General features: G+C 65.2%; 10 protein-coding genes. 5 read left to right on the top strand and 5 right to left on the bottom strand.

The window, feature by feature from the left end:
• Nucleotides 1-188, bottom strand: a 188-nt coding sequence (locus tag ACERNI_RS17560) for a porin (RefSeq protein WP_448834522.1), incomplete at its 3' end; no start/stop codon positions are given.
• A 545-nt stretch (nucleotides 189-733) separates the two neighbouring features.
• On the opposite strand from ACERNI_RS17560, the gene ACERNI_RS17555 reads away from it, so the two are divergent.
• A complete protein-coding gene (locus ACERNI_RS17555) occupies nucleotides 734-1,174 on the top strand; it encodes an EamA family transporter (RefSeq protein WP_448834521.1) in 441 nt (146 codons plus the stop codon).
• A 106-nt stretch (nucleotides 1,175-1,280) separates the two neighbouring features.
• On the opposite strand, the gene ACERNI_RS17550 is transcribed toward ACERNI_RS17555, so the two are convergent.
• The 4 genes from ACERNI_RS17550 to ACERNI_RS17535 all read right to left on the bottom strand — a co-directional run bounded on the left by ACERNI_RS17550 (nucleotide 1,281) and on the right by ACERNI_RS17535 (nucleotide 6,277).
• Nucleotides 1,281-2,030, bottom strand: a complete 750-nt coding sequence (locus tag ACERNI_RS17550) for an ABC transporter ATP-binding protein (RefSeq protein WP_448834520.1) — start codon at nucleotides 2,028-2,030, stop codon at nucleotides 1,281-1,283.
• Between the two features lie 2 nt (nucleotides 2,031-2,032).
• Complete coding sequence (locus tag ACERNI_RS17545) at nucleotides 2,033-3,925, bottom strand: branched-chain amino acid ABC transporter ATP-binding protein/permease (RefSeq protein WP_448834519.1); 1,893 nt, start codon at nucleotides 3,923-3,925, stop codon at nucleotides 2,033-2,035.
• Nucleotides 3,926-3,927: 2 nt separating this feature from the next.
• A complete protein-coding gene (locus tag ACERNI_RS17540; RefSeq protein WP_448834518.1) occupies nucleotides 3,928-4,806 on the bottom strand; it encodes a branched-chain amino acid ABC transporter permease in 879 nt (292 codons plus the stop codon).
• Between the two features lie 232 nt (nucleotides 4,807-5,038).
• The gene (locus tag ACERNI_RS17535) at nucleotides 5,039-6,277 is read right to left on the bottom strand and encodes an ABC transporter substrate-binding protein (RefSeq protein ID WP_448834517.1); all 1,239 of its coding nucleotides are present in this window, start codon (nucleotides 6,275-6,277) and stop codon (nucleotides 5,039-5,041) included.
• 268 nt (nucleotides 6,278-6,545) lie between these two features.
• On the opposite strand from ACERNI_RS17535, the gene ACERNI_RS17530 reads away from it, so the two are divergent.
• From ACERNI_RS17530 to ACERNI_RS17515, 4 genes are all read left to right on the top strand, one after another.
• Nucleotides 6,546-7,217, top strand: coding sequence for a TetR/AcrR family transcriptional regulator (locus tag ACERNI_RS17530; protein WP_448834516.1), 672 nt, complete (start codon nucleotides 6,546-6,548; stop codon nucleotides 7,215-7,217).
• A gap of 105 nt (nucleotides 7,218-7,322) precedes the next feature.
• Nucleotides 7,323-8,942 (top strand): AMP-binding protein, encoded by a 1,620-nt coding sequence (locus ACERNI_RS17525; RefSeq protein WP_448834515.1) that lies wholly within the window; start codon nucleotides 7,323-7,325, stop codon nucleotides 8,940-8,942.
• A gap of 126 nt (nucleotides 8,943-9,068) precedes the next feature.
• A complete protein-coding gene (locus ACERNI_RS17520) occupies nucleotides 9,069-10,580 on the top strand; it encodes an acyl-CoA carboxylase subunit beta (RefSeq protein ID WP_448834514.1) in 1,512 nt (503 codons plus the stop codon).
• A gap of 559 nt (nucleotides 10,581-11,139) precedes the next feature.
• Nucleotides 11,140-13,047 (top strand): trypsin-like serine protease (locus ACERNI_RS17515; protein ID WP_448834513.1); only part of this gene is annotated, 1,908 nt, incomplete at its 3' end.

The following is a 13,047-nucleotide window of genomic DNA, read 5'->3' as shown; positions in this document are numbered from 1 at the left end:
ACGCGGCCGCCGATGCGGATGCAGGTGTCCGTACCCGGAATGTAGAAGAAGCCGACGCCGTGCGTCGCGCAAACCTTCACATATTCAACCGGAGCGGACTTCGTCATCGGAAGATCCGCTGCTTGTGCCCCGGCGACAGCCAGGAAACCGGCTGCGGAACCGAGGAGAAGGCTCTTTGCGAGCTTCATGTTAACCTCCAGATTTGAGACCCCATGGGAAATGAAACGCCAGACCGCCCGACGGGACCGTCCGGCTCCCCCTCATCTCTTCCCGCTCGCAGGCCTCATTACGAAGCGACTGCATGGCGGGAATTTCCCACTGGCGGTCACATTATCGTTGCAGGCGGTCCGATCAACCAGAACTCCGGCCAGGTTAGCGCTCTGGAGGCCTTTTGGGCGTCATTGTGGCGCAAATGACACGACTTTGCCCCCAACTGGCCCGCGCTACCGCACGTCGTTCAGCACTCGTTAACATTTCGAGGCCGTTTGGTGGCTGTTACTTCGCGTGTCCTTCATGAATCAGCCAGTTGATTCAATTTGATTGATTCCCGGGACAAAGTCGGGCGCTTTACCGGATCTTCTTTGCAGATTCATGACGCGTTGCGACGCAGAACTGGTTTGGCGCAGCGGCGACGACAGGGACGGCGAGACTGCGTGACGCCATGTTCCTTCTGGACGCCAAGGGCGTTGCCGGCGATGGCCAGCCAGTCAGGTCACCGGATCAGGAGGCTCTTGTGCAGGCATTTTTTCAGGTCACGTCCTGGCAGTTCTGGGCGCTGCTGTCGGCGGTGTTCGCGGCGCTCACCGCCATTCTCGCCAAGGTCGGCGTCAGCGACATCAACGCCGATCTCGCGACGTTTATCCGCACCGTGGTGATCCTCGCCGTCACCGCCATGCTCGTGACAGTGACCGGCCAGTGGCGCGCGCCCACGGGAATTCCGCTGAAAACATGGGCGCTCCTCGCGCTCTCCGGCGTGGCGACGGGGCTGTCGTGGCTGTGCTATTTCCGCGCCCTGAAACTGGGACCCGCCGCGCAGGTGGCGCCCGTCGACAAGCTCAGCGTCGTGTTGACGACATTGTTCGCCATCAGTTTTCTGGGAGAGCGTATTTCATTGAAGGCGGCGCTCGGCGTCGCGCTCATCGCCGCCGGCGTGGTGCTCACCACGCTGAAATAGAATCCACGCGCGCCTTCAGCAGTCTCAGCGCCCAAGGCGCGCCGCTGTCAAACTGATTCAGGATAATCCAGCAAATGGATGATATTACACGATTTATTGCAGCATCTCAGTGCGCCGCCATATAGGCGGCGCGCAGTTCGTCGCTGGCGGAAATCTGGGCGGCGGGGCCCCTGGCGATCATGCGGCCGTTCTGCAGGACCCATGCCTCGCTGGCGATTTCGAGCGCCCGCTCGACCAGTTGCTCAACCAGCAGGATCGTCGTGCCCGCCTGTTGCAGCGCCATGATCGCTGCGAACACCTGATCGACCAGCAACGGCGACAGGCCAAGCGACGGCTCGTCCAGCATCAGCAGCGCCGGCTCGCGCATCATGGCCTGGCCGATGGCGAGCATCTGCTGCTGGCCGCCCGAGAGCGCCCCGGCCGGCAGGCCGCGCTTCTCCTCGAGAACCGGAAACAGTTCATGGACCCGCGCCAGGCGCCGCCGGTAGGCCGCGGCATCCAACTTCAGACCGTAAACGCCAAGCTCCAGATTGTCATCGACGCTCTGGGACCGGAACAGTCGTCGCCCCTCCGCCACATGCAACAGCCCTGCCCCAACGATCACATGGGGTTTGTCGCGGCTGATCGTCCGGCCGTTGAAAACAATCTGACCGCGCGACGGGGTCAGCAGGCCGGAAATCGCCCGCAACAGCGTCGACTTGCCGGCGCCGTTGCGGCCGACCAGGGCGGCGATGGAGCCGCGGCGCACCGACAGCGACACCCCTTCCAGCACGCCGACATGGCCATAGCCGACATCAACATTTTCAACTGACAGCAACAGTTCGCCGTTCTGGCAGGAACTCGAAGCCATGGTCATGCTCACGCTCCTTCCGCCGGGACCGGGCGCGGCCGGGAACCGTCGCCAGCCGGCTGATTGCCTGAAGCCTGGTCCCCAATCTGATCGCCCGAAGTCGGGTCGCTCAGGGCCCGCTCTCCCATGTATGCAGCCATGACGGTTGCGTCGGCGAACACTGCCTGGGGAGCGCCCGAGGCCAGCACGACGCCGCGATCCAGCACGGTCACATGGCTTGCGATGCTGGCGACCAGGTCGAGGTGGTGCTCAACGATGACCACCGTGGCGCCGAGGGCGAGAATGCGCCGGATCAGCTGTTCGAGGCGATCCAGTTCGGCCATCGACAGACCGGCGGCCGGCTCGTCGAGCATGATGAGCCGGGCCCCGCCCATCAGGGCGCGGGCGATTTCCACCAGGCGCTGATGGCCGTGCGGGGTTTCGCTGGCCAGATCATCGGCCCGGTCGGCGACGCCAACAAAGGCCAGCAGCTCCATGGCCTCGGCCCGCAGCCGCGCCGCTTCCGACATCGCCGTGGGCAGCCGCAGCATGGTCGACAGCAGCGAGGCGCGCTCGCGCCGGAAGGCGCCGAGCAGCACATTGTCCAGCACCGTCAGTTCACCCAGCAGGCGCGGCGTCTGGAAGGTGCGGCCCAGCCCCTCGCCGGCGATCTGCTGGGGCGACAGGCCCTTCGTCTCACGCCCACCCAGCAGCACCTCGCCGGCGTCGCGCCGGTAGTATGCGCCGACCAGGTTGAGCAATGTGGTCTTGCCCGAGCCATTGGGGCCAACGATGGCGGCGCAGGTTCCAGACGCAACCGACAGATCGACGCCGCCAAGGGCGACGACGCCGCCGAAGCTCTTGCGCAGGTCCTTCACCTCCAGCGGCAGGCCGCTGATGGCGGGCCGCTCCACATGCGCGGCCTCGGGCAGAAGGACTTCCGCCGGCCGCGCCGCCCGCTTTGGCCGCAAGCGGTCGAACAGGCTGCGCGCGGCGCCAACGAGGCCATGAGGCGCGAACAGCATCAACGCCAGCAGCGCCGCGCCATAGACCATCATGCGCCAGCTTTCGAGGCCGGTGAGCAATTCGGGAACCAGGAAGAACACCAGGGCGCCAACCACCGGCCCCCAGCGCGTGCCAAGGCCGCCAAGCACCACGGTCAGCAGGAAGAAAATGGAAAACTCGGCGGTGAAGTCGTCCGGCGTCACCACCGTTTTCTGAACGGCGAAGAAGGCGCCGGCGACGCCGGCGAAACAGGCGGCGATGACGAAGGCCAGCATTTTCAGCCGCGCCGGCGAGGCCCCGGCGGCCTGGGCGGCGGCGGGGGCGTCGCGCACGGCGACAAAGCCGCGGCCGAAGCGCGAGCGGACGAGATTGTTCACCAGCCAGAAGCCGATGATGGCGATCACCGCCACCAGCCAGTAGACGCCCGCCGGCGTCAACACATGGCCGAACAGGGATGGCGGCTGCACGCCGACAACGCCGGCGAACCCCTTGGTGAGGCCGCGCCACTCCACGATCATCTTCTCGAACACCTGGGCGAAGGCCAAAGTGATGAAGGCGAAATACCAGGTGGAGAGGCGGAACGACGGCAGCGCCATCAGCACGCCCATCAGCGCCGACAGCACCACGCCGGCCAGCGCCGCCAGCCAGAACGACCAGCCGTGATCCACCGTGAGCAACGCCGTGGCGTAGGCGCCGATGGCGATGAAGGCGCCATGTCCCAGCGACACCTGGCCGGCGTAACCGGCCAGAAGGTTCAGGCCGATGGCGGCAATGACGAAAACGCCGAGCTGGGTGGCGACGAACAGGGCATAGCCATAGGGATCGAGCGCCAGCGGCAGGGCAAGGACGACAGCGATCAGCGCTGCCTGCGCCAGTATGCCCGGCAGGCTCCGGGCTGTTGCAACGGGAGCAGCCATGGTCACACCGTCCTCGCGAAGGGACGGCCAAACAGGCCGTGCGGCCACACCAGCAGCACGCACAGCACCAGCAGGAACACCACTGCCTCCTGATAACCCGGCGACAGCAGCGCCGCGCCCAGCGCTTCTGTGACGCCGATCAGATAGCCGGCGACCAGCGCGCCGCGATTGTTGCCGATGGAGCCAACGGCGGCGGCGGCGAAGCCTTTCAGCAGCAGCGCCGGGCCAAGGCCGGTGGAGGCATAAAGCACGGGCGCGGCGAGCACGCCGGTCAGGCCGGCGAAAGCGCCGCCGAGAAAGAACGACCAGTGGCTGAGCCGCAACGGATTGACGCCGCGCAACAGCGCCGCCTCGCGATCCTCGGCCACGGCCAGCACGGCCTTGCCCTGGCGGGTGCGATAAACCTGCTCGATGGCCAGCACCAGCACGATGGTCAGCAGCACCAGAAATATCTGGTACGCGCTCACGGTCATGCCAGCCAGTTTGAATGTGTCGGTGGCCAGGGGGGCCGGCGGGCGCACCACGATGGGATCCGGGCCCCAGATGCGGTTGACGCCATTGGCGATGATCAGCGATGCGGCCAGCGTGGTGATGACCCAGCCCGTGCCATGCTGCGAGCGCGCCAGCACCGGCGCCACCGCCACCACATCAATCAGCAGGGTCAGCAGGCCAACGCACAGCAGGGTGGCGAGCAGCGCCGCGTACCATGGCCAGCCGAGCACGGTGGCCAGGCTGGCGAACACCATGGCCCCCAGCATCACCAGCTCGCCCTGGGCGAAGTTAAACACATTGGTCGGCCGGTAGAGAATGTTGAAGCTGACCGCCACCAGCGCATATAGGCTGCCCGCGACCAGGCCTCTTGCGAGGATATCGATATCCATGGATCCAGCACCTGTGCGTTGCCGCGAGCCCTGAGCAAGGACGGCCTGGCGCAATGACCGCCTGCCGTCGTGACGCCGGGCCCACGCAACCGCCCCCTGGAGCTGACGCCGACCCGTGTCGACCGGAATCCGCTCCAGTTTTTCCAGTCCGGAGCGCCTTCTGATCGACCACCGATTTGGTCTGGCCGGAAAGCGCTCCCGTTGCGGTTGTCGTCCTGTGGGAAGACGGCGATCAGAGGCCCGGCGCGCGCTCGCGCATGCAGCCCATGGCGCGCTTGTCGACGCCGGAACTGACCGAAGCCAGGGTGATGTCGGCCAGGGCGATGCCGCTGTGATTTTCCGGCGTGAACGACACCTTGCCGAGCAGCCCCGGATAGTCGCGGGTGCTGTCGAGGGCCTTTTTGATGTCTTCCACCTCGAAGCTTTTCGTCTGCTCGATGACGTGCTTCAGCAGATGGACGAAATCGTAATACGGGCTGGCGGCGATATTGACTTCATTGTTCTTCGCGCCGGGCAACTCCGCGAGCTTTTTCGCGAACGCGACCTGGCGCTCGCCGGGCTGCTCGGTCCCGTTCCAGGTGAAGGATTTGTAGTAGGTGCCATAGACGTTCTTCACCGCCTCCGGCGACACCAGTTCAAACAGCGACGGCAGGAACAGGCCGCTGTGGCCGGTAACAGGCGGGAACCAGCCCAGCGACTTCATGGTGTTGAAGATCATCGCCGCGTTGGGAATATTGGCGATCCAGGCGATCACGCCGTCGACGCCGGCTTTCTGCAGGTTCGACACGTAAGCGGCGAGATCAGGCGCGTTGATCGGGTAAACCTGAATGGACGCTGGCTCCACCCCGGCCTTCTTCAGATATTTCACCGTTGAAGCGGTCGCCTGCTCGCCGAAGGCGGTATTCTCCTGCAGGACGCCGATTTTCTTCAGCCCCTGCTTCTTCAGCATGTAATCGACGCAGATCTCCGCCTGCTGGTCGGTGTTGAACAGCAACTGGTAATGGTAGGGATAGCGCTTGCCGTCGCCGGCCTCCGCTGCCGCCGCATAGGTGGCCTGGATCATCTTCGCCGCAGTGGTGGCGGCGATGGAGGACAGGGACTGGGAGGAGCCCGTGGGCCCGACGACGTAGTTGATGCCGGCGCCGCGCAACTTGCGGACGATGCCGGGCTCCTTCGACGGCAGGGCTTCGTCATCCTCCTCCACCCGCTCGATCTTGCGGCCGAGAATGCCGCCGGCGGCATTGATCTCCTCCACCGCCATGACGCCGCCCATGTAGAGCGGATTGAACGAGGTGACCAGGCGTCCGGTGGTCGGCCGCACCCAGCCGATCCGGAACGGCTCAGCAGCGGCCGCGCCGCCGGCCATTCCCGCCCCCAGCGCCGAGGCGCCCGCCAGTCCGGCAAGCTGAAGGAAGCTGCGCCGGTCAATGGCTCCGGCTGCGGTGAGGATGGTCCGGTCTGCGCGATTCATTGGCGATCCCTCCCAGGCGCGACGACGGGCCCTGCCCGGACAATCGCGCTCTCTGGCTGTTCTGGAGACGGCGTCGCGACGTCGGCGCCTGCGCCGGGCCAACGTCCGCAACGGTCGTCCATGGCGTTTCCCGATGTCTGCGGAGCCCGGCGGGTTCTGCGACCCGCGTCTGGGCTCCGGTCTTTATTGGGGGCATGGTAACACTTGCTAGTCAGCCAGCAAGTGGTAGAAACTGGCGTTCCATGATTTTTTCGGGAACGGAATTCCATTGCATCGCCCGCCTGTTACAGCCAGAGCCCCGCGCAGCCGCGCCGAACGGCGCCAGATTTCCGACCGGCGGATGATTGTCGCCGCCATGGGACTGATCGCGGAAAAGGGCGTTGCGCGCACGACGCTGGCGGATGTGGGCGTCGCCGCCGGCTACAGTCGCGGCCTGCCGGTGGAGCGCTTCGGCAGCAAGCTTGGCCTGCTCAACGCCATGATCGATTCCGCCGACGCCTGGTTCGCCGAACAGGCGCCGATGCAGGTGGGGGCCCTGCGCGGCCTGGCCGCCGTGCGGGCGCGCATCGCCGCCCATGTCGAAGGCGGCCTGAAGAGCCCCGTCGGCGCCCGGTTCGTGCACTACATGTATGTCGACGCAGCTTACGGCGTAACGGAGCTGCGCCCGCGCATGCAGGCGCTGATGGGCGCCTTCGCCGCCGGCTTCCAGAAGCACCTGGAAGAGGCGCGCGAGGCTGGCGAGATTCCCGCCGACGCCGACTGCGAAAAGCTGGCGACGGTGATCGTCGCCATGGTTCGCGGCGTCTTCGTCGAATGGGTGCTGACCGAGGGCGCGACTGATCTGCGCGCCCTGTCGCCGCTGATGCAGGACATGGCGACAGCGGCAATCTCCCGCGTGGGCGGCGGAAACAACCCTTGCAAGGAGGCGTCGCCCCCCTGAGAGCCCCCTATGCCGCCGACCAGAATACTGGCGGCGGTTTAACCGGGCTGACGCACAGGCTGACCTGCGCCCGGCCCATACAGGCATCGTTTGAGGAAACGGACCATGGACATCGCGACCCAGCGGGATTCGGGCAATTGCGTGCTGCGTTATGTGCTCGACCGGCATGCGGACACCCAGCCGGAGCGGACCTTCGCCCTGTTCGCCGACGACAGCAGCTGGACCTGGGGCGAAACCCGCCAGATCGCCCGGCGCTTCGCCGCCGGCTTCACGGCGCTGGGCGTCTCCCAGGGCGACCACGTGCTGTCGTGGCTGCCCAATGGTCCGCACGCCATCGCCGTGTGGTTCGCGCTGAACTACATCGGCGCCGTCTATGTGCCGGTGAACATCAGCTATCGCGGCGGCGTGCTGGCCCATGTCATTGCCAATTCCGGCGCGCGGCTGATGGTGGCGGACAGCCAGCTGGCCGGGCGGCTGGCCGATGTGGAGCTGGCTGACCTGAAGACCCTGGTCAGCATCGGCGACCGGCCGGTGAGCGTTCCGGCTCTCGAGGTCCTGCCGGAAACGGTCCTCTCCCGCGCCGAAGGCGAACCCGGCGAACTGTCCCGTCCGGTCATGCCATGGGACACCCAGTCGATCATCTACACCTCCGGCACCACGGGGCCGTCCAAGGGGGTGCTGTCCTCGTATCGCCACGCCGCCTGCATGTGTGAAGCGCTGGACAACGTCACCAGGGACGACCGGGCCATGGTCAACCTGCCGCTGTTCCATGTGGGCGGGACCAACGCGGTCAACCGCATGCTGCTGAACGGCGGCTCGGTGGCCATCGTGGAGGCGTTCGACACCCGCACCTTCTGGGACACGATCCGCCGCACCGGCTGCACCACCATGACGCTGCTGGGCGCCATGATTCCCTTCCTGCTGAAGGAACCGCCCTCCCCGCGCGATCGCGACCACTCCCTGCGTCAGGCGGTGATGGTGCCGCTGAGCGAAGACGCGCCGGAGTTCACCCGCCGCTTCGGCGTCGACATCTACACCGTGTTCAACATGACGGAGATTTCCTGCCCCATCGTCTCGGAGGCCAACCCGACCGTCGCCAAAACCTGCGGCCGCGTGCGCGCCGGCTTCCACGCCCGCATCGTCGACGACAATGACGTGGAGGTCGCTGTCGGCGAGGTTGGCGAATTGCTGGTGCGCTCCGACATCCCGTGGGCGCTCAACCACGGCTACAACCGCAACCCGGAGGCAACGGCGAAGGCCTGGCGCAATGGCTGGTTCCACACCGGCGACGCCTTCCGCAGCGATGCCGACGGCAATTACTTCTTCGTTGACCGCAAGAAGGACGCCCTGCGCCGGCGCGGCGAGAACATCTCCTCCTTCGAGGTGGAATCAGAGCTGCTGGCGCATCCGCAGATTCGCGAGGCGGCGGTCATCGGCGTGCCGTCGGAATTCGGCGAGGACGAGGTGATGGCGATCATTGCTCCGGTGGAAGGGGCGCAGATCGACATGGAGGAGCTGACGGCGTTCCTGACCCGGCGGCTGCCGCACTTCATGACGCCGCGCTACATCCGCCAGATGTCGGAACTGCCGCGCACCCCGACGCAGAAGGTGGAGAAATACATCCTGCGCGAACAGGGGCTGACCGATGACGCGTGGGACCGCGAGGCCGCCGGCATCCGCCTGAAGCGCGAGAAGCTGGACAGCGCCAGGCTCCATATCGCCTGAGCCGCTCCGACCGCGGCTCCCGCCGTCCCTCATCGCATTTCGTGCGCGCGAAGCAGGCTTGCTTCGCCCGAAACCCCATGGCGACGCCGGCATGTATCCGGCCGCCATGTCCTATGGAGCAACAGTGTGCGCCAGGATCTCGAAAACCTTTTCGCGGCGCAGGCAGGACGTCTCGACGACGCCCGCCCTGCCGAGGTCGCCAGACAACGCAAACGCGGCAAATGGACGGTGCGCGAGGCCCTCGCCGCTCTCGCCGATGCGGACAGCTTCACCGAATACGGCGGCCTCGTCCGGCCGGCGATCGACGGCATGAAGGGGGCCGCCGATGGGCTGGTGATGGGGACGGCCCGGGTCGGCGGACGCGCCATCGATTTCGTCGGCTACGATTTCACGGTCTATGGCGGAGCCCAGAGCGCCCTCAACCACACCAAGATCACCCGCATGTTCGAACATGCGGAGCAACGCCAGTTGCCGGTGATCTGCTGGCTGGACGGCGGCGGCGCGCGGCCGCACGACATGCACGTGGTCGCCAGGCCTTCGACGCCCACCTTCGTGGTGTTCGCCCGCCTGTCCGGCCTGGTCCCGACCATCGGCATCGTGCCGGGGCGCGCCTTCGCCGGCCACGCCAACCTCGCCGGCATGTGCGACCTGCTGGTGGCGACGCGCGATTCGGCCATGGGCCTCGCCGGGCCGCCGCTGGTGGAAGCGGCGCTGGGCAAGCGCTTCACGCCAGAGGAAATTGGCCCCGCCGACGCGCACTGGGCCTCCGGCGTCATCGACGTGCTGGTGGACAACGAAGAAGAGGCGATCGCCGTCGCCAAAAAATATCTGGCCTATTTCGATCCGCCGGGATCGTCCCCGGCCGCGTCGGGCAAGGCTCGCGATCAGGCCCCGCTGCGCGACATCGTGCCAGAGAACCCGCGCCGCGCCTACAATATGCGCAAGGTCATCGAAACCCTGGCCGACGAAGGCAGCGTGCTGGAAATCAAGGCCGGTTATGGCAAGGCGGCGGTCACCTCATTCATCCGCCTGAACGGCCGCCCGGTCGGCGTCATCGCCAACCAGCCGATGTTCCTCGCTGGCGCCATGGACACCCCCGCCTGCCTGAAGATGGCGCGGTTCGTGCAAATCTGCGACGCCTTCGACATTCCGCTGCTGGTGCTGTGCGACACGCCCGGCCTGATGGTGGGGCCCGAGGTCGAGCGCACGGGCCTGATGCGCCACAGCGCCCGCGTGCTGACGGCGCTGGCCAACGCTACCATTCCGGTGATGACCGTGGTGCTGCGCAAGGCTTATGGCCTTGGCTATTACATCATGGGCTCGCGACCGCTCGATCCGGAAATCCTGCTGGCCTGGCCGACCGCTGAATATGGCGGCATGGGGCTGGAAGGCGCCGTCACCATCATCCACGGCAAGGAGCTGGAGGCCATCGCCGACCCGGCCGAACGGGCGGCGCGCCACGCCGCGCTGACAGCCGAGATGAAGGAAGCCAATACCGCCGTCGAATGCGCGGCGCGCTTCATCTATGACGACGTCATCGACCCTGCGGAAACCCGCGCCATTCTGCTGCGCACGCTGGACAACCTGCCGCCCCCGCCGCCACGGACCAGCCGCAAGCGGCTCATCGAGCCGTTCTGAGGAATCTGGCCCGCCACGCCGCATAAGCATGCCCGGCGCGCCAGGGACGCGCCGGCATGCATGCCGCCCGCCCTGTCGCGCGCATTTTCTGCGCCTCCAGCTCAACTGCCTTGCAGGCTGATTTTTATTTTACATACAAATTATTGCACTTGAGAACACCTGAAACATCTACCTCCCACCTGATGATAATACTTGCCGCTAGATGGCGAAGATGCTGATGCGCCCACATCCTGCCGCGACATCGCTGGACGGACCTGCCCAACCTGCGCTGCGCCATGCTCACCATTATTCGTCGTCAACCATGCGATCCGCCAGCTATGGGCGCGCACCCACCGCGCGCGCCCAAGCTCAGACACAGGATCAGCCACGCCAACAGCCTGAAAATCAAAAATAATCTCGATGAAATGTCCCAGAAAAACGCCAGACGCCTGGACAACAATTTTCAATACTTATGTATATTTGCCACGACAATACAATAATTTTTTGAACATATTCAGAAATTCAATTTTAAGAATACAATAAATCTGAAAATATTTCGCGAATCATTCTGGGATGATCGATGCGCAGGCACAGCACCGCCGTCAATAAGTACAAGATTTCTGACCGGGCGTCGCGACAATGGTCGTATGGCGCCTCACGGATCGCGCTCATGGCGATGGCTGGCATGCTGGCCTTTGCGCCCCTGCCCGCGGTCGCTATCGTGCTGAACGATGTGGCGGCGGCCAACCTGCCAGGCGCGGGCGCGCCCACCGAAAAAGTTCACGAATGGTATGACGCGGGGAACGCCTATCCGAATGTCGTTGCAGTCTTCGACAAGACCAACGGAACCTTATGTACGGGAACGCTTCTCAATCACCGGACCGTACTTTCCGCCGCCCACTGCTTCTATAACAAAACGACGCAGGCTCTTTATCCTGCGTTGGATCGCGAGATCAAATTTGCGCCCGATGCGGTGAACGCCTCGACCAGCGACCGGGCAGTCGCCGGGTTTGCGGTCAATCCGCTTTTTGGTCACGCGCTCTTTGCCGCAGATCCAAACGACGTTGCGCTGGTGGCCATGAAGACCCCGGTCACCAATGTTGCGCCTGTCAGGCTGCTGCAACCGGGCGAGGCGCTCCCCGCTCCGGGAACGCTGGTCCGCATCGCCGGATATGGCCGATATGGCGTGGCTTCGGGAGTTCCGCAAACTGACCTGCGTCGCCGGGTTGGCGACACAACGGTGGGAACCACGGGTCCCAACATTCTGGGGGATGTTCTTGTCCAGGTCGAGTTTCGTGACCCCGCCAATCCCGCGGCTCACAACCTGTACAACCAGACTGCGCCGGTGCCGGAATGGCAGTCTGCGCCTGAGTCCGGCGATAGCGGCGGCCCCATGTTCATGGTGATGCCGGATGGTTCACTGGCGCAAATCGGCGTATTGAGCGCGGGTGGCGCAGGCTACGGATCGAGCGCCAGGTACCCGGAGATTCCGTTCAACCGAGGCTGGATCGACGCCAGCAATCCGCTCCGCTACATCACGGCGAACCCAGGAACCTGGGCATGGAGCGACCCCGCCGCCTGGACGGATGGGGGCAATCCTGCAGGCACAGCGCCCTACAACCGTGACGGAGCCCCATATAGCCAGTCCCACGGAGATGCCGGCCGCTACTACGAAGTTTTCCTCTCCAACGCTTCGCACGTTTTCGTTGATAACGCGCCCGTCATCGACCGGCTGGTCATCGCCAACGCCGACGCGAAGCTGGAGATTCAGACTGGCCAGCAGCTCAGCGTCGAGTTGCAAACCCTGCTGCAGAACGGCCACGTCCGTGTCGACGGCGTGCTGGAAACCGGCCGTTTCATCGACCCTGATCCCAACAACAAATACGCTGGTTTCACCCAGTACAATGGCCGGGTGTCGGGCGCGGGCGTGATCATCGCCCATGGCGGCTTCGTCCAGAAGGGCGGCGTCCTCTCCCCTGGATATTCCAATGCGGTTGGCCAGTTGACCATCCAGGGCGATTATTTCCAGGAGGCCGCAGGAACGCTCGCCGTGCGCGTCGACGAACACGCCGGTTCCGACAGGCTGGTGGTCACGGGGCAGGCAAGCCTCGCCGGCAGGCTGTCCGTCGCCGTGCTGACGCACGCGCCGGCAAGAACCCAGCAGTTCACGGTGCTGCAAGCCGGCAGCCTGTCCGGCGGCTTCTCCGCCATTGACATCAACCTGCCAGCCTTCGCCTGGACAACGCGCGTCAACGGCAACAGCATTGTTGTCGTCGCTGACCACGTTGACTACACGGATGATGTTGTGCCTGCGAATCCCGGACAGCAAGCGGGACTGGAGCTGTGGCCCTACGCCTCGCGCCACCAGATACTGAACGCCCAGGCATCGTCGCGGGCGCTGACAAGTATCGCCAACCGGATTCCCCTTGACGAGGCTTATGCCGCCGCTGACGCGGTGCGGATCGGCAACGTCCCGTTCCCGTCGACG

Source organism: Camelimonas sp. ID_303_24 (assembly GCF_053543495.1).
This window is presented reverse-complemented; position numbering and strand designations above follow the sequence as displayed.

What these genes read in the sequence shown, in the direction of transcription:
- ACERNI_RS17550 (WP_448834520.1), bottom strand. Translation starts at nt 2,030, where the DNA reads ATGACCATGGCTTCGAGTTCCTGCCAGAACGGCGAACTGTTGCTGTCA.
- ACERNI_RS17545 (WP_448834519.1), bottom strand. Translation starts at nt 3,925, where the DNA reads ATGGCTGCTCCCGTTGCAACAGCCCGGAGCCTGCCGGGCATACTGGCG.
- ACERNI_RS17540 (WP_448834518.1), bottom strand. Translation starts at nt 4,806, where the DNA reads ATGGATATCGATATCCTCGCAAGAGGCCTGGTCGCGGGCAGCCTATAT.
- ACERNI_RS17535 (WP_448834517.1), bottom strand. Translation starts at nt 6,277, where the DNA reads ATGAATCGCGCAGACCGGACCATCCTCACCGCAGCCGGAGCCATTGAC.
- ACERNI_RS17525 (WP_448834515.1), top strand. Translation starts at nt 7,323, where the DNA reads ATGGACATCGCGACCCAGCGGGATTCGGGCAATTGCGTGCTGCGTTAT.